This is a genomic window from Duganella zoogloeoides (genome assembly GCF_034479515.1).
GTDB classification, from domain to species: domain Bacteria; phylum Pseudomonadota; class Gammaproteobacteria; order Burkholderiales; family Burkholderiaceae_D; genus Rugamonas; species Rugamonas zoogloeoides.
Window position 1 is genome coordinate 5,689,730 of sequence record NZ_CP140152.1, and the last position, 21,386, is coordinate 5,711,115.

The following is a 21,386-nucleotide window of genomic DNA, read 5'->3' on the forward strand; positions in this document are numbered from 1 at the left end:
CGTTCCATCATTGTTGCGGCTGCGGTTGATAGAGCGGCTGCGGCAGCTGCGGCTGCGCTTGTGGCTGCCCCGGCGGCTGCGGCACGAGATTCTCGGCGCGGCCCGGCACAACTTGCGACGGCACGGTCTGGATCGGCCGCGCCAGCGTACCGCTGGCGGTCGGCTGGCCGCTCTGCATATTCGGCAGCATCGGCTGGCCCAGGTCCTTGACCAGGATGCTGTCCGGCGGTTTGATCGCCTCCTGGGCGCCGCGCATGTAGTCGTAGCGGTCGGTGGCCAGGCTGGTGCTCTGCTCCTTGCTGCGGATCACGACCGGGCGCAGGAACACCATCAAATTGGTTTTCTTGCGCGACCGCTTCTGGTACTTGAACAGGTTGCCCAGGATCGGGATATCGCCGAGGCCACGGGTTTTATCGACGCTGTCACCCTCGGTGTCTTCGATCAGGCCGCCCAGCACGATGATCTGGCCGTCGTCGGCCACCACGTTGTTTTCGATCACGCGCTTGTTGATGGTGATGCCGGCTGCGGCGGACAGGGTCGACTGGTCCACGCTCGAGGTCTCGTGGTAAATCGCCAGCTTGATGGTGCCGCCTTCCGAAATTTGCGGCCGCACCTTGAGCGTCAGGCCCACTTCCTTGCGGTCGATGGTCTGGAACGGGTTGGTGTTAGTGCCCGAGGTGGTGGTGAACTGGCCGGTCAGGATCGGCACGTTCTGGCCGACCGAAATGGTGGCCAGTTCATTGTCGAGCGTGATCATGTTCGGCGTGGACAGCACGTTGGCATTGCCGTCCGACTCCAGCGAACGGGCCAGCACGCCCAGGCCCAGGCCGCCGGCAACCTGCTTGAAGATGCCCACGGTCAGGCCGGCGCCGGGCAGGTTGGCAGCCGTGGCGGTGGACGTATTGCTGAGCGCCTGCGCCACGCCGAGAATGTTGTTGTTGGCGCCGGCCACGCTCGACGACTGCAAACCGCCCAGCCGGTACTTGCTGTTGGCGTCGCCGGTGGCGCCCAGCCACTGCACGCCGAACTCTGACGCCTTGTCGGACGACACTTCCACGATCAGCGATTCGATGTACACCTGGGCGCGGCGCACGTCGAGCTGGTCGATCACGGCGCGCAAGTTGCGGTAGATCGATTCGGGCGCGGTGATGATCAGGGTATTGGTGGTGGCGTCGGCCTGGATGAAGCCGGCCTGGCCACCGCCGCCCTGTTGCTGCTGGTTGTTATTGCCGGTCAGCAGAGGGTTGGTGGGACCATTGGTGCCGCCGGTGTTGCTGCCCGAGCCAGAGTTGTTGCCGGTGTTGCTGCTCTGGCCGCCGAACGAATTGTTGTTCATGCCCTGGCCGCTGCTATTGCTGGTGCCGCCGCTGTTCTGGTTGGGATTGGACGTGTCGCCCGATACCAGCGAACGCAGGGTTTGCGCCAGCTTGACGGCCTCGGCATTTTTCAGGTACACCACGTGGACATTGCCCAGCTCCTGGGTAGGCTGGTCGAGCTTGGCGATCAGCGACTTGGCCAGGTTGGCGCGCGCCAGCGACGGCGCCCGCAGCACCAGCGAATTGGTGCGCGGATCGGCCAGCACATTGACGCGGCCGGCATCACCACCGCCAGCGGCAGCCCCGCCACCGCTGGCATCCATCAGCTTGTTGATCATGGCGGCCAGGTCGCTGGCAATCGCGTAGCGCACCGGGATCACGTCGAGGTCGGCCGTGGCGGGTGCGTCGAGCGCGGCGATGATTTTCGCCAGGCGCTTGAGGTTGTCCGCGTAGTCGGTAATCACCACCGTGTTGTTGCCGGGGTTGGCGTTGATGGTGTTGTTGGGCGAAATCAGCGGGCGCAACACGGTGACCACGTTGTTGGCCGACTCGTAGTTGAGCTGGAAGATCTGGCTGACGATCTGGTCGCCCTTGATCTGGGTGGGCGCCGAGCCCACTTGCGTGGGCGACGATTGCAGCTTGGCGTCCGCCTCCGGCACCACCTTGGCGTAGCCGTCGCCGCTCACCACCGCAAAGCCCTGCAGGCGCAGCGCCGAGGTCAGCAGGCTGAACGCCTGCGACTTGGTGATCGATTTTTCCGACACCAGCGTCAACGTGCCCTTGACGCGCGGGTCGATCACGAAGGTGATGTTGGTGTAGTGGCCCACGGCCTTGATCACCGATTCGATGTCGGCGCCGACAAAATTGAGCGCGGCGGCGTCATCGTTACCGCTGCCGGCGGCGGCCTTGGCGGCGTGCGCGACGCCCGGCAGCAGCGCCGTGGCGGCAGGCGCCACCAGCGCACAGCACAGCATCGCAGCAGCGTTCAGGCGACGCAGCGCGGGAAGTTGGGTTGGGCTCTGTTTTTTCATGGGGCTGAACTTTTAAGAATGGAACTCTAAAGCGATGATGGTGCGGTCACTACCGGGACGGCGCTGGCCTAGCAAACTCAACAGGTTGGCCAGAACGTCGTCGTATCCTTGTGCTGCTTCGGCCTGCCCGGAAAAATTCAGGCGGCCACGGTTCAGGTTGCCACTGCCGCTGAGCAGCAGGGGACCTTTGACGGAACTCAGCGTGAGCGCCGCCTGCTGGCCGCGCCAGTCGAGCGCCAGCGCATAACTGCCGAGCGGGCGCACCGGCGCCAGCCGCGACGACATGTCCGTCATCTCCAGCGTGGTGCGGCCGTTGATGGCGATCTGTTGTTTGTCCAGCACCAGCTCGAGCCCGGTCCACGACAGGCGCATGCTGCCGCTCGGCGCCAGCGTATTGAGCGGCGCGCCGAGCCCGGACAGGCCCTCGGCCGGCAGCAGCAGCGCCGACGCGCTCAGTTGCCACTGCGACCAGTTGCCCTTGAAGGTGACCGGCTGCGCCAGCGCCTCCGGGTTCTCCAACCGCAGATCGACCATGCCGATCAGCGCCAGCGGCGAGATGGTCCACGTAAACCGTCCCGGCAGCAGCGGCGTGACCGGGCCATTGCCGCCGGCCGCGCCGCCGATGAAGGCGGAACCGCGCCACAGCGTACCCTGCGCGTCGCCCAGGGTCAAACGCCCACCGGTGCGCTGTTCGACCAGCGAACCGAGCCAGGCGGCGGGGAAGAAAATAGCCAGCGTCAACAGCACGCTGAGCACGCAGGTGGCCACCCACAGCAGGGCGCGCTTCACGGACGGGCTTTCGGGAAGATCGTCATTGCAGGCTCTGGCGCAAGGTGATATTGCCGTTGACCATGCCAGCCACGTCCTGCGCGACAAAATTGGCGTCCTGCACGGCGATGCGGCTGTCCATCCGCGCCGTTTCCAGCCAGGTCACCACCGCCGCGAACGGCACGTTGGTGAGCTGGACCTTGGCGTACTCGCCGGTGATGTTCACCGTGGGCGAACCGAGGCCCTGCGCCGCCATGCTGGCCGCCAGGCTTTCGCGCGTCATCGCTGGCGGGGCGACACTGGTCTGGCCGCGCAGCGCCACCGCTTCGCGCGCAAGCGATTGCATTTCGGCGGCCTGCTGGCGCTTGAGCGGCAATTCGGTGGCCAGCCGGGCGCGCCCGGTCAGCGCCGGGTCGAGCAGCACGCCGTAGAACAGGCCGAGGCCCAGCACCACGCCGCCCACCGCCAGGAACTTGCGCTCCTGCTCGGTGCGCGCCAGCCAGAAAGTGGCGGCGCGGCCGCGGGCGTCTTGCAGTTTCTGTTGCAACTTGCTCATGTTACTCATGCTGCTCATGCCTTCGCCGATGGTTTGGGGGTGGCCTTGCGGCGGATCTGCCAGGTGCCCGGCGTGGTTTCCGACAGCTCCAGCTGGCGCGCTTCCAGCGCGGCGCGCACCTGCGCCATGGCGGCGCCATCGACCATATTGGGTTTGACCTTGACCTGCAAGGCGCGTTCCCGGTAATCGATGCTGGCGACCACGTCGCGCCTGGGCAGCGTGGCCAGTACTTCGCCCACGTCCACCGACAGCGCCACGAAGCTGTCGTTTGGCGCCTGGCCGTCGCCGCCCTTGGCGCGCTCCACGTTCTGGCGCATTTGCCGGATCGGATCGACACTGAGCGGCTGGTTCGGATACGCCGACTGGAACGCCTGCGCCATTGATTGCTCGACGGCGGCTAGGTCGCGCTTCTGGCCCAGGTAATCGATATTGAGGCCCACCACGTTGACCAGCAGCGCCAGCGCGGCCAGGCGCAGCGGCCAGCGCCAGCGGCGCCACTCGCGCGCGGCGGCGCCCGAGGCGCCGAGCGCCGGCGCCAGGTCGAGGCCGGCGGCACGGGCCGACGCCACCCAGTGCTCCCAGCGGTCTTCTTCCAGCGTCAGGCTGTCGCCGTTCTGGTTGACGTCCACCAGCAGCGGCGCGAAGCGCTCGATCTCGTCGGCCGGCAGGTACAGCGTGACCGGCTCGGCGCCGGCCAGCGCGCGCACCGTGTGCAGCGCGGCCGACGGCTGCGCCGGCAGGGTCAGGCCCAGGCCGTCGAACTGGTCGCGGCGCATGGTCAATTCGAAACCGGCATCGTTGGTCTGCAGGCTGGCGGAAACAGAGCCGGGCTGGAACGGCAGGCACAACTGCGCCGGCACCGCCGACACGCTGTGCGCACCCTGGGCGATCAGCGCCTTGACCAGCACCTCGAGCCAGGCGCGCTGCACCACGGCCACCGTGCGCAGGCCGTCGGGACCGTTACCGGACGCGGCCAGCACGCAGTCGGCGACATCGCCCAGCACGTGTTCTTCCACCAGCGCCGGCAGCGCCGCCTTCAGGCGCGCGGGCGCCAGCGGCGGGGTTTTCACGCGCAGCAGGGTGACGTCGGACGCGGCCAGCAGCAAGGTCACGCGGCGCGCGGACGCCACCATGGCGCCCAGGTTGCCCAGCGGTGCGTTGCCCTGCTGTTGCACGGCGCCGCCGTCGGCCACCAGCGCGAATGCGCAGGTCTGCGCGGCGCCGCTGTCGACGCTGGCCTTGGCCGGGTAGCGGATAAATAAAGTAGTCAAAATTCTCGCTTTCGTTGATCGCCGTTCTCGTTTTCCCGTATCCACAACACCGTGCTCTGCCCGGAAGTAGGGTTCCGCTGCAGCAGCGACACCGCATCGAGCGCCGCCCGGTCCAGCCGCACCCGGCTGTAGACCAAAAAGAAATTGCTCTTCACACCGAAAAGCAACCCTTGCACAGGCTTACGATTGGCCGTTCCGAGTTGCGGCAGGTTCGTATAGTCTGCCGTATCACGGTAAAACCCGCCGCGCTTGCGCGCGTTCACCATCACGTTGGCATCGGCCAACGGCAGATTGGGCGACAGCGCAGCAAGTAATTCCGGCGGCGCCGTGTTGACGTTGAGCTCGGTGCGCTGCGGCAGGATGATCAAAAAGTCCCGCAGCCGCTCCATCGCCTGCGGCGTGAACCCGCTCACCGACAGTAAATCGTCCACCCGCACCAGCCCCATCGGCTCCGTGCCGCCGCTCGCGCCCGACTGCGCCGCAGTCGTGCTACCGGTGCCGGTGCCGGTTTCAGTTCCAGTACTGGTGCCAGTACCTGCGCCGGTCGCCGGCGTGGGCGCTGGCTGCGAGCTTGCCACCTGCCTGGCCAGCGGCAGCGCCAGGCTGGGGTTGAGCTGCAACTGGGTCAGCAGGCGCTCGAACATCGCCACATCGGTCGGGCTGATCACGCGGCCCTCTGACAGATTGGTCAGATTGTAACGCGACTGCGCATCGACAATCTGGCCGGACAGCGTGGCATTGAAATTCTCGCTCTCGCGCTGTTCGCGTTCGATGTAATCGTCGATCCTGGTTTCTTCGAGCGGCTGGGCCCAGATGCCGTTTTCAATGGTCAAGCCGCCCTTGCTGAAGAAGTCCACCTGCAGGATCAGCCTGCTCAAGCTCAGTGCGCCGCGCACGATCCAGCGCGTCTGGAATTGCAGGCGCTGGTTTTCCATCGAACGCACCTGCACCTGCTGCTGCCAGAACAGGCTGGCCACGATGGTCACCGCCAGCGTGGTCAAAAGCAGCGCGGTCACCACCGCGACACCGCGCTGGCGCAGGAGTTGGCGGGGGCGGCCGGCCATCACAGTTCCCCCAGCAGGTAGGATTTCACCAGCGGCACTTCCTGTCCGCGCACCATCAACGTCACTTCCAGCCCGGTCGGCATGCCGGTGCCGCTGACGGGCGCGGTGCCGCTGGCCGGCAGCCACTGGTTGTCGGCCCAGTAGCGCATGGTCATCGCCTGCACGCCCGACTGCAAGGCTACGCTGGCGGACGTGCCGGTATCGCTCAGCGCAGCCTGCCACAGGGTGTCGAGCTCGCGCAGGTCGCGGGTGGCGTTCGACTCGCGGCGCACCAGCACGCCATCGTCGCGTACCCGGTATGAGACCACCAGCAGCCGCGTAGGTTCATTTTCCAGCATCGCCATGCGTACCAGCGTGATGCGATCGTTCTCGGCCGCGATCATCGGCCGGCGATTCAGATAGCTGGAGTTGGCCAGGCTGGACAAGTCGCTTTGCAGCTGGGCAAACGCCAGTTGCAAGCCACGCGTGTAGGCCATTTCCGTGGTCAGCGCATCGCGCGAGCGGATGATGCCGTCGAGCCCGCGCCAACCGAGCACCGCCACAAACGCCAGGATGGTGATTGCAACAAGTAACTCGATCAGGGTGAAGCCGCGCGGGCGCGGCCGGAGCTTCGGCATCGACTGCGGCATCATGGACTGAGCACCTGCGCCAGCTTGATGATGCGGCGTTCCGGGTTGGCCTGGTCGTACACGCTCACCTCCACCCGGCGAAAACGCGGATTGGCCGTGGCGATCACGGCCTCCTCGCACATCAGCTTGAGGTCGCCCTGCGGGCATTCGAAGGTTTGCTTGCCGATGGCCGGATAGGTGCGGGCCAGGCTCAGTTGCACCAGCCGGTTCTCGGCCGACCACGTGGCCATCATCGAGGCGCGCAGGCCGGCGCTGTTCTGGGTGAGGCTGCCCACGGCGCGCAGCGAGGCGCCCAGCGCGGTGCCCACGATCACCAGGGCGACCAGCACTTCGAGCAGGGTAAAGCCGGAGGAATTAGCTGGAGAGCGGCGCATGGTCAATCCACCGTAAAGTGACCGACGCCATCGGCGCGGATGGCCACGCTGCTGCCGTCATTGCTGGCCATGGTCAGCACGAACGGCTTGTCCACCGGTTCGCGGCCAAACACGATGCGCATCACGCCTTGCTGAAAATTGGGTTGCGGGTCGAGCAGCAGGGTGTAGGGGCCGCGCTTGAACTCGCGCGCACGCAGCAGGTCGTCCTGCACCGCCACGTCCCACTGGCGGCCGTTGCGGATCAAAAAGCGGTAACCGTCGCTGCTGGCCTCGAACGCCACCTGGCGGTTGCGCACGATGGCCTCATCGCGCGCCATTTGCAGCAGCAGCGCAATGCGCTGGGCTTCCTGGTGCACGGTCTGGCGCTGGTCCGGCATGGCGTTGAGCGAGACGATCCCCAGGGTAATGCCCAGGATAACCATCACCACCAGCAGTTCGATCAGCGTGAAACCACGCGCGCGGCCCGCAACCATGGGCGTGTCCTTAAAATAATACCGGGTGCTTACTCGTCCCAGGAACCGATGTCGGCATCGTCGCCGGTGCCGCCCGGCTGGCCGTCGGCGCCCAGCGAGTACACATCGACCTCGCCCTTGACGCCCGGCGACAGGTACTGGTACGGCGCGCCCCATGGATCCTTCGGGGTTTTCTCGATGTAGCCGCCCGCTTTCCAGCCGTTGGCGGCCGGGCCGCTGGTGGGCTTTTCGCGCAGCGCCTGCAAGCCCTGCTCGGTGGTCGGGTAGCGCTGGTTGTCCAGCTTGTACAGCTTGAGCGCCTGCATGATGGTGGCGATGTCCACCTTGGCGGCGGCGACTTTCGATTCGCCGGTGCGGCTGAGCAGCTTGGGCACGACCAGCGCGGCCAGCACACCCATGATGACCACGACCACCATGATCTCGATCAGGGTGAAGCCACGGGCAGCGCGTCGGGAAAGAGATAACTTTTTCATAATCTGGTGCAATAATTAGTGAGTGCAGAGTATAAGGCCGAAACACGGTCATCGACCGGATCGCGACCACGATTTTTGCGCGCCGGTGCTTAGAAAACTCTTAACCGGCGCCGGTATTTACGCTGTTTTACCGGTTTCCGAGTGCCGGTAACACAGCGGTCACGGTGCTGTCACGCACGCGTCACAATCGTGACATCAATCGTGCTTGCGGGCGCTGCCCTCGATCCGTTGCAGCGCGCCGTCGTTGCCGCCGCCACCCACCGACTGCCCCGAGCTGGCCGCCAGCGCCGATTGCTGCACCACCGGCGGCGCCGTCTCGACAAACGACTTGATGCCCAGCGCGGCGTCGATCTGGTTCGGGTAAATGATGAAACCGCGCGTGATCACCGCCGACACCTTGCGCACGTCGCGGATATCCGTGGTCGGATCGCCATCGACCAGCACCAGGTCGGCCAGCTTGCCCGGCACGATGCTGCCGCGGTCGTTGCTGGTGCGGGTGTAGCGGGCGCCATTGCGGGTGGCCACCTGCAGCGCCTGCGCCGGCGTCAAGCCGGCCTTGACCAGCAGCGCCAGCTCCGAGTGCAAGGTAAAGCCCGGCACATCGTCGGTACCGGCCACGATCGGCACGCCGGCGCGGTACATCACGCCGACGAAATCGACCATCCGGGCATACGATTTTTCGTAGCGCTGCACCTTGTCGGCCGGAATCTTCATGGTGCCCACCGAGAAACCGCGCTTGACGTCGGGCGGCATGTAGTCGGCAAAATCGGCATACGGCTCGTTGACGTCGCCGTCCCGCTGCTTGAGGAAGGCGAACGCCGACAGGGTCGGGTCGATCGAGATCTGTTTTTTGGCCAGCTGCGCCACGAAATCCTTGACCGGCTTCGAGTTGAGGTCGAGGTCGGCCACTTTCTCGGCCGGCAGCACGAAGCGGTTCAGGTTGCGGGTTTCGGTATCGGGCTTGACGAAGAAATTGAGCATCACCTGGTTGATGTGCTGGATTTCGTCGTAGCCGGCGTCAAGCGCCTGCTGGGCGCGCAGGCCGGCCGGCACATGGCCGGATACGCGCATGCCACGGCTGTGGGCATACGCCACCGTGTCCTTCAGGATGTCTTTCGGGAACGAGTTATAGATCTTCAGTTGCGGGTAGCCGCGCTGGGCGTACCAGTCGATGGCGTTCTTGGCGCCCTCGAGGTCCTTGACCAGGAAGCCGCCACTGGCGCTGTACGGGCTTTCGCCCTCTAAAAAGCCGGTGGGCACCACTTGCGGCGCCAGCAGCTTGCCGGCGGCGGTTTCATCGAGCATCGCTTGCAGCTGGGCGTTGTCGTTGCCCATGTCGCGCACGCTGGTCACGCCGGTGGAGATGTTCAGGGCGCCCGACCAGCGGTCGACGTGGCCGTGCATGTCGAACAGGCCCGGCAGCACGATGCGCCCGCCCGCGTCGATGATGTTTTTCGCCGCGCGCGTGGGCGAGCCGGCCGGCAGCACGGCGGTAATGCGGCCGCGCAGCAGGTAGATGTCCGAAGGCTGGCCCACGGTGGCCTTCTCGCTGTCGAACACGCGGGCGTTGCGCACTACGCTCAAGCCATCGAGCGGGTGTTGCAGCCTGGTGGCGACATCGGTGAGCATCTGCGCTTCGGCCGCTTTTTGACGCCGGGTCAGGTCGGGAATGGCGTCCTGCCAGCCCTGCTCGAGCATGGACAGGGCGCCGGGGATGATCACCGCGAACAGGCGCGGCTGGTCACCCGTGGTGGCCCAGTAGAACGATGGCGACAGGCCGATGCCGGTCAGCGCCAGCAACTGCACGGTCTGCTTTTCGCCCCTGGCATTGGTCACTTGCGCCGTTTCCAGCTTGGTTTGCGACAGCGTGCCGGTAGGCAGCAGCGCGATCTTGCCGTCTTTGGATGCGGCCAGCGCGGTAATCGCGGCAGACACCACCTCGAACGAACTGTTGAGCGGCACATAGCTGGCCGGCGCAGCCAGCGTGGCGCGGCCCTGGTCCGAGGTGGTGGTCCATTCGGCCACGTTGCCCTGGCGCGTAAAACGCTCGTCCACCACGGCGCCAAAGGTGGAATTGCCCTTGACCTGGTACTCGGTCATCAACAGGTCGGGGCCGAGGCGGAATTGTTCGGTCAGCTCGGGACCGCGGCCGTTGTTCTTGTAGGTAAAGCGCACGGTGGTGCGGCCGTCGTCCTGGCGCTCGACCACCTGCTCGCCCATCTGCTTGTTGCTTTCGTTGAGGATGAGGAAAGTCGTGGTTGTGGCGGCATGGGCGCCTTGGGCCAGCAGGGCGGCAGCCAGGGCCAATGGTAGTGCGCGTTTCAGCATGACGGTTTTCTCCGGTGAGTGTCAGGGGTGCCCGCACACGGGGCAATGCTCGTTGCGGGCCACGGCAATGCTGGTCCATTCCATGTACAGGCCGTCGAGCATCAGCAGCCGGCCGGCCAGCGACTGGCCCACGTGCAACAGCAGCTTCAGGGCTTCGGCCGCCTGCATGGCGCCAACCACGCCGACCAGCGGCGCGAACACGCCCATGGCAGCGCACGCCACGTCTTCGAACTGCTGGTCTTGCGGGAACAGGCACGAATAGCACGGCTGGTCGCCGCCGCGCGGATCGAACACGCTGACCTGGCCGTCGAAGCGGATCGCCGCGCCCGACACCAGCGGCTTGCGCTGCGCCACGCAGGCGCGGTTGACCGCGTGGCGGGTGGCAAAATTGTCGGTGCAGTCGAGCACCACGTCGGCCGCCGCCACCAGCTGCGCCAGGCGCGCATCGTCCACCCGCTCGGCCAGCGCGGTGATGCGAATGTCGGGATTGATCTGCGCCATGGTGGTGCGGGCAGAGAGCGCCTTGGACTGGCCCACGCGTTCGGTGGTGTGGGCGATTTGCCGCTGCAGGTTGGTCAGATCGACCTCGTCGTCATCGACGATGGTGATGTGGCCCACCCCGGCCGACGCCAGGTACATGGCCGCTGGCGATCCGAGGCCGCCGGCGCCGATCACCAGCGCATGCGACGCCAGCAGGCGCTGCTGGCCCTCGATGCCGATCTGCTCCAGCAGGATGTGGCGCGAGTAGCGCAGCAGTTGCTCGTCGTTCATGTTCGGCCGCCAGCCGTTTATTGCGCGGCCGGCTGAAGGGGTGAGGATTGCGGGGCGGCGGCTTCCGGCTTGGGCTTGGGCAGCTGCAGCGGCTTGTCGTTCGGCTTGTTGGCAGGCTTGTCGGTGGACTTGTCGCCCGGCTTGGCCGGCTTGTCGCCCGCTTTAGCGTCCGGCTTGCTGTCCAGCTTGCTGTCAGACTTTGTTTCGCCACTGGCCGCGCCCGGCGCCTCTATCGGTTCCGCCTTGGACAGTTGGACCGGCAACCCCTTGAAATGGTTCAATGCCTGGGTCAACTGGAAGTCGTCCTTGGTGCCGAATTCGACCGGCTTGATTTTCCTGGACAGTGCGACCAGGCGCTGTTCTTCTTCCAGGCTGTCGCGGCGGGCGTTGAGCGCCTTTTGCTCGGCGGCTTCGGCGGCCGGGTCCTTGTCGTTGCCCAGGTGTTTTTGCAGGTCCGACTCGCGCATGCGCAGGCTGTTCAAGCCATCGCCCTCGGCGGTTTCATCGACCATCAGGTCGGGCACGATGCCGCGCGCCTGGATCGAACGGTTTTTCGGCGTGTAGTAGCGCGCGGTGGTGATCTTGACGGCGGTATCGGCGGTCAGCTGGCGCAGGGTTTGCACCGAGCCCTTGCCGAAGGTCTGCGTGCCCATGATGGTGGCGCGCTGGTAATCCTGCAGCGCGCCGGCGACGATTTCGGACGCCGACGCCGACCCGGCATTGACCAGCACCACGATCGGCACATCCTTGACGCCGGCCGGCAGCTTGGCCAGCGGGTCGCCCTTGCCGCCCGGGGCATAAAACTCGGGGCGGGCATAGAAGGTTTCCTTGGCGCTGGCCAGCTGGCCGTTGGTGGACACCACCGCCGCATCGCGCGGCAGGAAGGCGGCCGAGACGCCGATGGCGCCCGGCACCACGCCACCGGGGTCGTTGCGCAAGTCCAGCACCAGGCCCTTGAGCTTGGGTTCCTTGGCGTACAGCTCATTGATCTTCTTGACCATGTCGTCCAGCGTGGGTTCCTGGAACTGCGAAATGCGCAGCCAGGCGTAGCCCGGCTCGATGATCTTGCCCTTGACGCTCTGCACGCGGATTTCCTGGCGCGTGATGGTCATGGTGAGCGGCTTGTCCTCGTCCTTGCGGCTCAGGGTCAGAGTAACCTTGGAGCCGGGCTCGCCGCGCATCTTTTTCACGCTCTCGTCGAGGTTCATGCCCTTGATCGGCGTGCCGTCGATGCGGGTGATCAGGTCGCCGGCCTTGATGCCGGCCTTGAACGCAGGCGTGTCCTCGATCGGCGACACCACCTTGATGTAGCCGTCTTCGGCGCTCACCTCGACGCCGATGCCGACGAACTTGCCGGACACGGTGTCGCGCATTTCGCGGAACGCGCGTTTATCAAGGTACACCGAGTGCGGATCGAGCGAGGACACCATGCCGGCGATGGCGTCGGTAACGAGCTTCTTGTCGTCAACGCTTTCCACGTAGTCGGTCTTGATCAGCCCGAACACATCGGACAACTGGCGCAATTCGGCCAGCGGCAATGGCGCGCCGGTGACTTTTTGTGCAATGGCGGAAAATTGCAGGGAAGCGGCAACGCCCGCCACCATGCCGATACCGATCAGACTGATACTCTTGAACTTGTTTGCCATGGTTTCCTTAGAACTTCACCCAACCCGACGGATCGAAAGCCGCGCCGCGCAGGCGAAGCTCAAAGTATAGCCCCGATTCTTCGTTGCCACCGCTGTTGCCCACGCTGGCAATCGCATCGCCGGCCTTGACCACGTCGCCGGGACGCTTGAGCAGCGACTGGTTGTTGCCGTAAATGCTCATGTACTGGCCGCCATGATCGACAATGATCAGGTTGCCGAAGCCGCGCAGCCACTCGGCAAACACCACCCGGCCACCGGCCACCGTGTGGATTTCGGCGCCTTCGGCCGCCTTGATGAACACGCCCTTCCAGGCCGGACCGTCGCCGCGCTTGCTGCCATATTTGGCCGCCACGCGGCCATTCACGGGCGCGCGCATCTGCCCCTTGAGGCTGGCAAAGGCGCCGGCCGGCGCCGCCGGTGCCAGTGCGATATCGGCGGCCCTGGCCGGCGGCTCCTTCGGTTCCGGCGGTACCGGCGTGGCAGCGACTTTCGGTTCGTCGGCGTCGATCGGATCGAGCTTGACCGGGGGCGGCGGCGTGACCGGGGTGGCTGGTTGCTGCGGCTTGATGGTGCCCGATTTGCCAGCGTTGGCCGTGGCGGCAGCCTTGGCCGCGGCCTCCCTGGCGGCAGCGGCGCGCGCCAGGCGCTGACGCTCGGCTTCGGCCGCCCTGGCTTTGGCCAGCGCGCGTTGCTCGGCTTCGGCCTTGGCCTTGGCGGCGGCGCGGGCGGCGGCCAGTTGCTCCTGGCGGCGCTTTTCGGCAGCGGCAGCGGCCGCCTGCTCCTCGATCAGCTTGTTCAGGCGCGTGACCAGGCCGCCGAGGCGCTGCTCGTCGCGCTCGACATTCCCGACTTCCTTGCGCTGGGCCACCAGTTTGCTCGAGAGCTGGGCCAGCAGCGCCGCGCGGCGTGCTTTTTCCTGCTCCAGCTTGCTCTTTTGCTGCAATTGTTCCTGGGCGATCTCGCCCAGTTCGTCCTTGGCGTTCTGGGTGGCGGCCTGGTTGTCCTCGACCGCCTTGAGGCTGGTGCGCAAACTTTCCAGCAATTTCGCCTGTGCTTGCGACACGTACGACAGCATTTGCAGGTCGCGGTTGATGCGGTTCGGGTTGTCGCCGGACAGCAGCAGCTTGATGCGGTCCTCGTTGCCGGCCACGTAGTGCTGGCGCAGCATTTGCGCCAGTTGCTGTTGCTGGTCCTTGACGGTCACGCTCAGGCGCTCGCGCTCGGCGCCAAGCGCGGTCAGCTTGCTGTTGGTATCGTTCTGCTCTTGCTGCAAGTCGCGCAGGGCGCGGTTGGCGTCCGAAATCGCCGCTTCCGATTCGGCCAGGGTATCGGCCGCGTCTTCCTTGGCGCTCTCGGTCTTGCCGATGTCTTTCTTGAGGGCGGTGAGTTTTTGCTGCAAGCTCGCGCGTTCGGCCTCGGCCAGCGCCTTTTGCTTGCTGCGCTCGGTCGGCTTGCCCGGCGCGGCGTGCGCCACCGGGACCGCCATCGAAGTTGCCAACGAGGCGGTGACCAGCAGCGCGGCACAGGCGCCGCGCCAGTTATTACTAAGCTTGGAAGAAGACAAATTACTTGGCCTTGCCCTGGTTGGCCACTGCCGCTTGCGCTGCCGCGATGGCGTCGGCGTCGCCGAGGTAGTAGTGGCGGATCGGTTTCAGGTCGGCGTCCAGTTCATACACGAGCGGCTGGCCGTTCGGGATGTTGAGGCCGACGATGTCGTTGTCGCTGATGCCGTCGAGCATCTTAATCAGTGCGCGCAAGCTGTTGCCGTGGGCCGAGATGATGATTTTTTTGCCGGCGCGGATGGCCGGGGCGATGTCCTCGTCCCACACCGGTACCACGCGGGCCACGGTGTCTTTCAGGCATTCGGTCAGCGGAATCTGTTCTTTCGACAGGCCGGCGTAGCGCGGGTCGTTGTACGAGACGCGGTCGTCGGAGACTTCGAGCGCTGGTGGCGGCGTGTCGTAGCTGCGGCGCCAGACCAGCACTTGCTCGTCGCCGTACTTGGCGGCGGTTTCGCCCTTGTCCAGGCCTTGCAGGGCGCCGTAGTGACGCTCATTGAGGCGCCAGTCGTTCTTGATCGGCACATACATCATGTCCATTTCGTCCAGCGCCAGCCACAGCGTGCGCACGGCGCGCTTCAGTACCGAGGTGTACGCCAGGTCGAAGGTAAAGCCCGACTCCTTGAGCACTTTGCCGGCGGCCTTGGCTTCGTTGATGCCTTTTTCGGTCAGATCGACGTCGGTCCAGCCGGTAAAGCGGTTCGACAAGTTCCAGGTGGATTCGCCATGGCGCATGAATACGATTTTGTACATGTGAATAATCTTCAAAGAAAGGTGAGTAAGAACGATCGCTGCTTCTATTTTATAATGCGCGGATTCATTTAAACCATTGGAACCCTGTGAAATTCTTCATTGACAATATTTTCCTGATCGCCGTGGTGCTCGTTTCCGGCGGCGCCCTGCTGTTCCCGATGCTGACCCAGCGCGGCAAGCGCGCCAACCCGGCCGACGTGACGCTCTTGATTAATCGCAGCAAGGCCACCATTGTAGATGTACGCGAGGCGAAAGACTTCGCGCTCGGCCACCTGCCGGACGCGAAGAACATCCCGTTTGCCGAATTCGACCAGCGCATCGGCGAACTGGACAAGTTCAAAAGCCGTACCATGGTCGTTGTGTGCCAGACTGGCGGCATGCGCGCGTCCACCGCCGCCAGCAAGCTCACCAAGGCCGGTTTCACCGCCGTGGTGACCCTCGATGGCGGTATTGCCGCGTGGAAAAAAGCCAACCTGCCGCTGGCAAAGCCCGCACAGGCCAAGCCATCGCTGGCGAAAACGCCGGCGAAACCGCAAGCCAAATAACTGGAAGGAAGCATGATGACTGCCGAAGTGACGATGTACACCACCGCCGTATGCCCCTATTGCATCCGCGCCGAACGGTTGCTGGAAGCGAAGGGCGTGACCGACCTGAAAAAAGTCCGCGTGGACCTCGATCCGCAGCAACGCATGCTGATGATGGAAAAAACCGGCCGCCGCACCGTGCCGCAGATTTACATCGGCGACACCCACGTCGGCGGCTTCGACGACCTGTATGCACTGGACCAGGCCGGCAAACTGACGCCCCTGCTCAACGGCTGATTGAACTTTTCAGTCAACTGCGAGACCAAATACAACGCCGGGCCAGAAAGTCTTGGTTGCGATGATGGTTTTGATACAATTGCCTTCGCGTTGATTTGAGCTGTAGCATTGCCCATACCAAGCACAACTTATATTGAACGGCTACGGCCGTTCTTGTTCACCATAACGAAAGCGCTCCATGTCTGAAGAAAATCTGCAACCAGTATTCCAAATCCAACGCGTCTACCTGAAAGACATGTCGCTGGAACAACCGAACTCGCCAGCTATCTTCCTGGAGCAGGAAGCGCCAAGCATCGAAGTCGCCCTGGACGTCGGCGCCGAGCCACTGGCCGAAGGCATCTTCGAATCGACCGTGACCATCACCGTGACCGCCAAGGTCAACGACAAGGTCGCTTTCCTGGTCGAAGGCAAGCAAGCCGGTATCTTCGAAGCCCGTAACATTCCAGCCGACCAGCTGGACCCGCTGCTGGGCATCGGTTGCCCGAACATCGTGTATCCATACCTGCGCGCCAACATCGCCGACGTGATCACCCGTGCCGGCTTCCCGCCAGTGCACCTGGCCGAGATCAACTTCGAAGTGTTCTACCAGCAGCGCCTGCAAGCCGTGGCTGAAGCCGCCGCTGCCGCACCAGCTGCCGATGGCACCACCACGCACTAAGCAATTCGTAGCATCCGCCGCCGGCGACTCTGCCGGCGGCTGTTTCACCAGACAAGGTTTGCAATGACATTTCCCCGTTTGATCGCCGCCCTGGCCATGACGCTGGCCGCTGCCGCCGGCCAGGCATACGACTTCAAAACGGTGGGCGCCGCGCCTGCGGTGCTGTACGACGCGCCTTCCACCAAGGGTGGCAAACTGTTCGTGGTGCCTCGCGGCGCCCCGCTCGAAGTCGTGCTCACCTATGGCGAATGGATCAAGGTCCGCGATATCAACGGCGACATGGCCTGGACCGAAGCGCGCAGCCTCACCGGCAAGCGCAACGTCATCGTGCGCGCCGCCAACCTCAAAGTACGCAGCACCCCGGACGACGCCGCCACTGCGGCCTTTATCGCCGACAAGGGCGTGCTGCTCGAAGTGCTGGACACCGCCGCCGGCGGCTGGCTCAAGGTCCGCCATAAAGACGGCGTGACCGGCTACGTCAAGAACGCCGATATCTGGGGCGTATGATTCCCGCTCAACAAACCGCAGTAGCCGGCACCCGCAAGGTTACCGTGCTGGGCGCTGGCGCCTGGGGCACGGCTGTCGCCATGGCACTGGCCCAGCGCCACGACGTGCTGCTGTGGGGCCGCAATGCCGCCGCCCTGCACGCCATGGGCGAAGCGCGCGAGAACACCGATTACCTGCCCGGCCACCCGTTTCCCGAACGCCTGCACGTGGCAGCCGATTTCGAGGCGGCGCTGGCCCACCCGGCTGGCCCCGACGGCCTGCTGATCGCGGCCTGCCCGGTGGCCGGCTTGCGGCCGTTATTGAAACAACTGAAACCCCACAACATCGCCCACGTGGTATGGCTGTGCAAGGGGTTCGAATACGACACCGGCCTGCTGCCGCACCAGATCGTGCGCGAAGAGCTTGGCGACGGTGTCGCTGGCGGCGCCCTGTCCGGCCCATCGTTCGCGCAGGAAGTGGCGCGCGGCCTGCCGTGCGCGCTGACCATCGCGTCTACCTCGAGCCAGCTGCGCGACAGCGTGGTGGCTGCCGTCCATGGAGGCAACGTGCGCGTCTATTCAAGCGCAGACCTGGTCGGCGTGGAAGTGGGTGGTGCAGTCAAAAATGTGCTGGCGATTGCCACCGGCGTGGCCGACGGCCTGGGCCTGGGCCTGAATGCCCGCGCCGCGCTGATCACGCGCGGCCTGGCCGAAATTACGCGCCTGGGCACCGCGCTGGGCGGCCAGGCCGAGACCTTCATGGGCTTAACCGGCATGGGCGACCTGATTCTGACCTGCACCGGCGACCTGTCGCGCAACCGCCGCGTCGGCCTGGCGCTGTCGCAGGGCAAAGCCCTGGACACCATCGTCCAGGAACTGGGCCACGTGGCCGAAGGCGTGCCGTGCGCCAAGGCCGTGCGCGAACTGGCGGCACGCATCGGCGTCGAGATGCCGATCACCAACGCGGTAGCCGGCGTGCTGTTCGACGGCGACCTGCCGCAGGCGATGGTGCTGCGCCTGCTGGCGCGCGATCCGCGCGACGAAAAAGTGCTGCGCTAGGCTTCGTTGAAGCCTGGCGTTATCACTCCTCGACGATCTCTTCCTTCGCGCCCCGCATCCATTCCACCAGCGGGAACGCATCCTTCAAGCCGCTCGCGATGATCGGCACCAGCAACTCCGGCTGGTTGAGCGGCAAATCGATCTCGGTCCAGATGAAGAAACTTTTCAGCTTGATGTACTCGATGTGCTCGTGCGCCGGATCGAAGCCCTTGGGCGGACGCATCAGCTTGCCTTCGTCGCGGATATCGCCGAAGGTCAGCTTCAGTTTTTTATTCTTCAGCACCTTCTTGAAACCGGCCGCGTCATCGACCATGTGCTGGCGCAGCGCCTTCAAACGCCCGGCCGGCGGCATGTACTCGCCGGCGCCGAACAGCATGCGGCCCGAGCCGTCGATCTGCATGTAGTAGGTGGGGCCGCCCGCCTTGCTGGGACGGCGCATGTCGTTGGGCGCCACCGCGGCCGAAAAGCGCGTTTTATACGGACTTTTATCGTGCGCAAAGCGCACGTCGCGGTTGATGCGGAACATCGCCTTCTTCGGGTTGCTGAACTTGACCGCCGGATCGAACTTGCCCAGTTCGGCAATCATCTCGGTGACCACTTGCAGGAATTCTTCGCGCAGGATGTCGTAGCGCGGCTTGTTCATCACGAACCAGGGACGGTTGTTGTTGTCCGCCAGTTCGCGCAAAAATTGCGTCAGATCGCGTAAATGCATGGGTGTGACTGAACCTTATTTGGGGGGCGGGCGCTTGCCGACGGTAACGTCGAGCGTGGTCTCGCGGCTCTTGCGCAGGACCTTCATTTTAGCTTTTTCCCCCGGAACCAGTTGGGCGATCTGGTTGAGCATGCCGGTGGTGTCGCTGACCGGCTTGTCGTCCACCGACAGCAGGATGTCGCCGGGCCGCACGCCGCCCTTGTAGGCGGGGCCGTTGCGCACGACCCCGGCGATCATGGCGCCGTTCTGGCGCGGCAGGCTGAAGCTGCGCGCCAGTTCCGGCGTGATGTCCTGCGTTTCCACGCCGATCCAGCCGCGCACCACGTGGCCCGACTTGATGATCGCTTCCATCACGGTTTTCGCCGTGCTCATCGGGATGGCAAAACCGATGCCCACCGAGCCGCCCGACTGCGAATAAATGGCCGAATTAATCCCCAGCAGGTTGCCGTGGGTATCGACCAGCGCGCCGCCCGAGTTGCCGAAATTGATCGCGGCATCGGTCTGGATGAAGTTCTCGAAATGGTTGATGTGCAGGTTGTTGCGGCCGAGCGCGGAAATGATGCCCATGGTCACGGTCTGGCCCACGCCGAACGGATTGCCGATGGCCAGCACCACGTCGCCCACCTGCGCCTGTTCGGCCTGGCCCAGCACGATCACCGGCAACTTTTCCAGCTCGATCTTGATCACGGCCAGGTCGGTCTCGGGATCGGTGCCCACGACCTTGGCGGCAGCCTTGCGGCCATCGGCCAGCATCACCTCGATTTCGTCGGCCGCTTCCACCACGTGGTTGTTGGTCAGGATATAGCCTTCGGCCGAGACGATCACGCCGGAACCAAGCGACGAATCCTCCTCGTCGCCTTCATCGCCGAAAAAGCGCTTGAAGAACGGGTCTTTCATCAACGGGTGCTTGCTGCGCTTGGGCCGCTTGCTGGTGACGATGTTGACCACGGCCGGCATGGCGCGCGCAGCAGCGTTGCGGTACGAGCCCCCCGCCAGCGCCGGGGGTTTCGACGGGCCGGCCTCGAGCATCGGCGCGGGCCGCTCGGCGCTGCCCATTTGCTGCAGGCGCACGGGCGCGGCGCGGTCGGTGACGACCGCCGTGTAGACAAAATACAGTGCCAGCGCGACGGTGACCGTTTGCGCAAACAACAACCAGAGTCGTCGCATAATTCAACCCGCCACAGCGGGCGTCCTCGTTAATTCTTCGGTGAAGCGTTGCTGTTTTTCAGCGAATCGCGGATCTCGCGCAGCAGCACGATATCTTCCGGCGTGGCTGCCGGTGCAGCGGGCGCGGCCGGCTTTTCCAGGCGTTGGCGCGCACGGTTCATCAGGCGTACCATCTGGAAGATGATAAAGGCCAGGATGATAAAGTTGAGCAAGATGGTGATGAAGTTACCATAGGCGAACACGGCGCCCAGCTTCTTGGCTTCCTCCAGGGGCAGGCTGCTGGCCTGGCCGTTGAGGGGAATGTAGTAGCTGGCGAAGTCCAGGCCGCCGAACAGGATGCCGATCGGTGGCATGATGATGTCCTTCACCAGCGAATCGACGATCTTGCCAAAGGCGCCACCGATGATCACACCGACCGCGAGATCGACCACGTTGCCCTTCATCGCGAATTCTTTGAATTCTTTCATCATTGCCATATTCTTACCCCTCGACGTGTGGTCTTTTGTTTACAAAACTGCCCAAGGATCATACTATTTTTTCAATTGGATTCCAAACACCCTTGCCGTTTGCACACATCGACAAGGAATTAGTTTAAGTTTGACCTATATCAATAAAATAAAAAACAGGGGACGATTCAATAGCGCACCGTTCGCGGAAAACTGGCGCAAATCGGCGGAAGGCGCTCAAAAGTTACTTTTGAGAAAGCTTTTACCGCCTTGTGGAACTCCCCTTCCCTTATAATTTTTGAGGTTGCAAGAAGCACACATCGAGTGCTCGGGACTTGGTCGGTTCTCCGGAGCATAGGCGCTGCACGGCAGGCAGATTTTTGTTGGCACTTTAAGAAAAAGATTGGGGTAAGAATGGGTAACGAAAAACAGATCGATTCCGGTCGCCGCAACCTGATCGTCGCGACGGGCGCGGCGGGGGGCGTGGTGGGGTTGGCGACAGCGGGGGCGCTGGTCTCCACCTTCCAGCCATCCGAACGGGCCAAGGCGGCGGGTGCGCCGGTCGAGGTCGATATTGCCGCCCTCAATCCGGGCGAAATGGTCACCGTCGAATGGCGCGGCAAGCCGGTCTGGGTGCTCAAGCGCACGCCGGAAATGGTGGCCTCGCTCAAGAAAACCGATGGCAAGGTGGCCGATGCCGAATCGAAACGCAATCCCGACGAATACACGCCCGAGTACGCCCGCAACGAATGGCGCTCGCGCAAACCCGAAATCCTGGTCGCGGTCGGCATCTGTACCCACCTCGGCTGTTCACCGTCGTCCAAGTTCCAGCCCGGTCCGCAGCCTTCGCTGCCCGACGACTGGGAAGGCGGCTTCCTGTGTCCCTGCCACGGCTCCACCTTCGACATGGCTGGCCGCGTCTTCAAGAACAAGCCGGCGCCGGACAACCTGCAAGTGCCGCGCTATATGTTCCTCTCCGACACCAAGCTGGTGATCGGCAAAGACGAGAAAGGCGAGGCATAAACC

23 protein-coding genes are annotated in these 21,386 nt (G+C 64.4%); 6 read left to right on the plus strand and 17 right to left on the minus strand.

The genetic code is table 11. The annotated features are described in order from the left end of the window. Positions 1 to 7 precede the first annotated feature (7 nt). The 14 genes from gspD to gpmA all read right to left on the minus strand — a co-directional run bounded on the left by gspD (position 8) and on the right by gpmA (position 15,012). Complete coding sequence (gspD, locus tag SR858_RS24965; RefSeq protein WP_084670232.1) at positions 8 to 2,347, minus strand: type II secretion system secretin GspD; 2,340 nt, start codon at positions 2,345 to 2,347, stop codon at positions 8 to 10. A 12-nt stretch (positions 2,348 to 2,359) separates the two neighbouring features. Next, the gene (gspN, locus tag SR858_RS24970; protein ID WP_019924713.1) at positions 2,360 to 3,136 is read right to left on the minus strand and encodes a type II secretion system protein N; all 777 of its coding nucleotides are present in this window, start codon (positions 3,134 to 3,136) and stop codon (positions 2,360 to 2,362) included. A 22-nt stretch (positions 3,137 to 3,158) separates the two neighbouring features. After that, positions 3,159 to 3,689: a type II secretion system protein GspM gene (gspM, locus tag SR858_RS24975; protein ID WP_019924712.1), complete on the minus strand. Its 531-nt coding sequence runs from the start codon at positions 3,687 to 3,689 to the stop codon at positions 3,159 to 3,161. Next, positions 3,686 to 4,942: a type II secretion system protein GspL gene (gene gspL, locus SR858_RS24980; RefSeq protein WP_019924711.1), complete on the minus strand. Its 1,257-nt coding sequence runs from the start codon at positions 4,940 to 4,942 to the stop codon at positions 3,686 to 3,688. Before gspL ends, gspM begins: the two co-directional genes overlap by 4 nt. Continuing rightward, positions 4,939 to 6,006: a type II secretion system minor pseudopilin GspK gene (gene gspK / locus SR858_RS24985; protein ID WP_019924710.1), complete on the minus strand. Its 1,068-nt coding sequence runs from the start codon at positions 6,004 to 6,006 to the stop codon at positions 4,939 to 4,941. Before gspK ends, gspL begins: the two co-directional genes overlap by 4 nt. Beyond that, the gene (locus tag SR858_RS24990; protein WP_019924709.1) at positions 6,006 to 6,638 is read right to left on the minus strand and encodes a PulJ/GspJ family protein; all 633 of its coding nucleotides are present in this window, start codon (positions 6,636 to 6,638) and stop codon (positions 6,006 to 6,008) included. The genes gspK and SR858_RS24990 overlap by 1 nt, the downstream gene beginning before the upstream one ends. Next, positions 6,635 to 7,009 carry a type II secretion system minor pseudopilin GspI gene (gspI, locus tag SR858_RS24995; RefSeq protein WP_026637814.1) on the minus strand — a complete coding sequence of 125 codons (375 nt, stop codon included), beginning with the start codon at positions 7,007 to 7,009 and terminating at the stop codon, positions 6,635 to 6,637. Before gspI ends, SR858_RS24990 begins: the two co-directional genes overlap by 4 nt. 2 nt (positions 7,010 to 7,011) lie before the next feature. Then, on the minus strand, positions 7,012 to 7,482 hold the full coding sequence (locus SR858_RS25000) for a GspH/FimT family pseudopilin (RefSeq protein WP_019924707.1): 471 nt from the start codon (positions 7,480 to 7,482) through the stop codon (positions 7,012 to 7,014). A 29-nt stretch (positions 7,483 to 7,511) separates the two neighbouring features. Next, the gene (gspG, locus tag SR858_RS25005) at positions 7,512 to 7,955 is read right to left on the minus strand and encodes a type II secretion system major pseudopilin GspG (RefSeq protein WP_019924706.1); all 444 of its coding nucleotides are present in this window, start codon (positions 7,953 to 7,955) and stop codon (positions 7,512 to 7,514) included. A 195-nt stretch (positions 7,956 to 8,150) separates the two neighbouring features. Further along, positions 8,151 to 10,283, minus strand: a complete 2,133-nt coding sequence (locus SR858_RS25010; protein ID WP_019924705.1) for an amidohydrolase family protein — start codon at positions 10,281 to 10,283, stop codon at positions 8,151 to 8,153. Between the two features lie 21 nt (positions 10,284 to 10,304). After that, a complete protein-coding gene (locus tag SR858_RS25015; protein ID WP_019924704.1) occupies positions 10,305 to 11,054 on the minus strand; it encodes a HesA/MoeB/ThiF family protein in 750 nt (249 codons plus the stop codon). 17 nt (positions 11,055 to 11,071) lie between these two features. Then, a complete protein-coding gene (locus SR858_RS25020) occupies positions 11,072 to 12,700 on the minus strand; it encodes a S41 family peptidase (RefSeq protein WP_019924703.1) in 1,629 nt (542 codons plus the stop codon). Positions 12,701 to 12,707: 7 nt separating this feature from the next. Further along, positions 12,708 to 14,186, minus strand: a complete 1,479-nt coding sequence (locus SR858_RS25025) for a murein hydrolase activator EnvC family protein (protein WP_019924702.1) — start codon at positions 14,184 to 14,186, stop codon at positions 12,708 to 12,710. A gap of 79 nt (positions 14,187 to 14,265) precedes the next feature. Then, positions 14,266 to 15,012 carry a 2,3-diphosphoglycerate-dependent phosphoglycerate mutase gene (gene gpmA / locus SR858_RS25030; protein ID WP_019924701.1) on the minus strand — a complete coding sequence of 249 codons (747 nt, stop codon included), beginning with the start codon at positions 15,010 to 15,012 and terminating at the stop codon, positions 14,266 to 14,268. A gap of 86 nt (positions 15,013 to 15,098) precedes the next feature. On the opposite strand from gpmA, the gene SR858_RS25035 reads away from it, so the two are divergent. The 5 genes from SR858_RS25035 (at position 15,099) to SR858_RS25055 (ending at position 18,035) form a co-directional block, all read left to right on the plus strand. After that, positions 15,099 to 15,557, plus strand: coding sequence for a rhodanese-like domain-containing protein (locus SR858_RS25035; RefSeq protein WP_019924700.1), 459 nt, complete (start codon positions 15,099 to 15,101; stop codon positions 15,555 to 15,557). Between the two features lie 15 nt (positions 15,558 to 15,572). Next, positions 15,573 to 15,833: a glutaredoxin 3 gene (grxC, locus tag SR858_RS25040; RefSeq protein WP_026637812.1), complete on the plus strand. Its 261-nt coding sequence runs from the start codon at positions 15,573 to 15,575 to the stop codon at positions 15,831 to 15,833. A 178-nt stretch (positions 15,834 to 16,011) separates the two neighbouring features. Beyond that, a complete protein-coding gene (secB, locus tag SR858_RS25045; RefSeq protein ID WP_019924698.1) occupies positions 16,012 to 16,491 on the plus strand; it encodes a protein-export chaperone SecB in 480 nt (159 codons plus the stop codon). A gap of 63 nt (positions 16,492 to 16,554) precedes the next feature. Then, complete coding sequence (locus SR858_RS25050; RefSeq protein WP_026637811.1) at positions 16,555 to 16,998, plus strand: SH3 domain-containing protein; 444 nt, start codon at positions 16,555 to 16,557, stop codon at positions 16,996 to 16,998. Continuing rightward, positions 16,995 to 18,035: an NAD(P)H-dependent glycerol-3-phosphate dehydrogenase gene (locus tag SR858_RS25055; protein WP_019924696.1), complete on the plus strand. Its 1,041-nt coding sequence runs from the start codon at positions 16,995 to 16,997 to the stop codon at positions 18,033 to 18,035. Before SR858_RS25050 ends, SR858_RS25055 begins: the two co-directional genes overlap by 4 nt. A 22-nt stretch (positions 18,036 to 18,057) precedes the next feature. On the opposite strand, the gene SR858_RS25060 is transcribed toward SR858_RS25055, so the two are convergent. Genes SR858_RS25060 through mscL form a run of 3 tightly spaced genes read right to left on the minus strand, consistent with a single transcriptional unit; the run spans position 18,058 to position 20,390 of the window. After that, positions 18,058 to 18,747, minus strand: coding sequence for a DUF2461 domain-containing protein (locus SR858_RS25060; RefSeq protein WP_019924695.1), 690 nt, complete (start codon positions 18,745 to 18,747; stop codon positions 18,058 to 18,060). Positions 18,748 to 18,762: 15 nt separating this feature from the next. Further along, the gene (locus SR858_RS25065) at positions 18,763 to 19,914 is read right to left on the minus strand and encodes a Do family serine endopeptidase (RefSeq protein ID WP_040378198.1); all 1,152 of its coding nucleotides are present in this window, start codon (positions 19,912 to 19,914) and stop codon (positions 18,763 to 18,765) included. Positions 19,915 to 19,943: 29 nt separating this feature from the next. Beyond that, complete coding sequence (mscL, locus tag SR858_RS25070; RefSeq protein WP_026637810.1) at positions 19,944 to 20,390, minus strand: large conductance mechanosensitive channel protein MscL; 447 nt, start codon at positions 20,388 to 20,390, stop codon at positions 19,944 to 19,946. Positions 20,391 to 20,774: 384 nt separating this feature from the next. On the opposite strand from mscL, the gene petA reads away from it, so the two are divergent. Continuing rightward, positions 20,775 to 21,383: a ubiquinol-cytochrome c reductase iron-sulfur subunit gene (petA, locus tag SR858_RS25075; protein WP_019924692.1), complete on the plus strand. Its 609-nt coding sequence runs from the start codon at positions 20,775 to 20,777 to the stop codon at positions 21,381 to 21,383. Positions 21,384 to 21,386 lie beyond the last annotated feature (3 nt).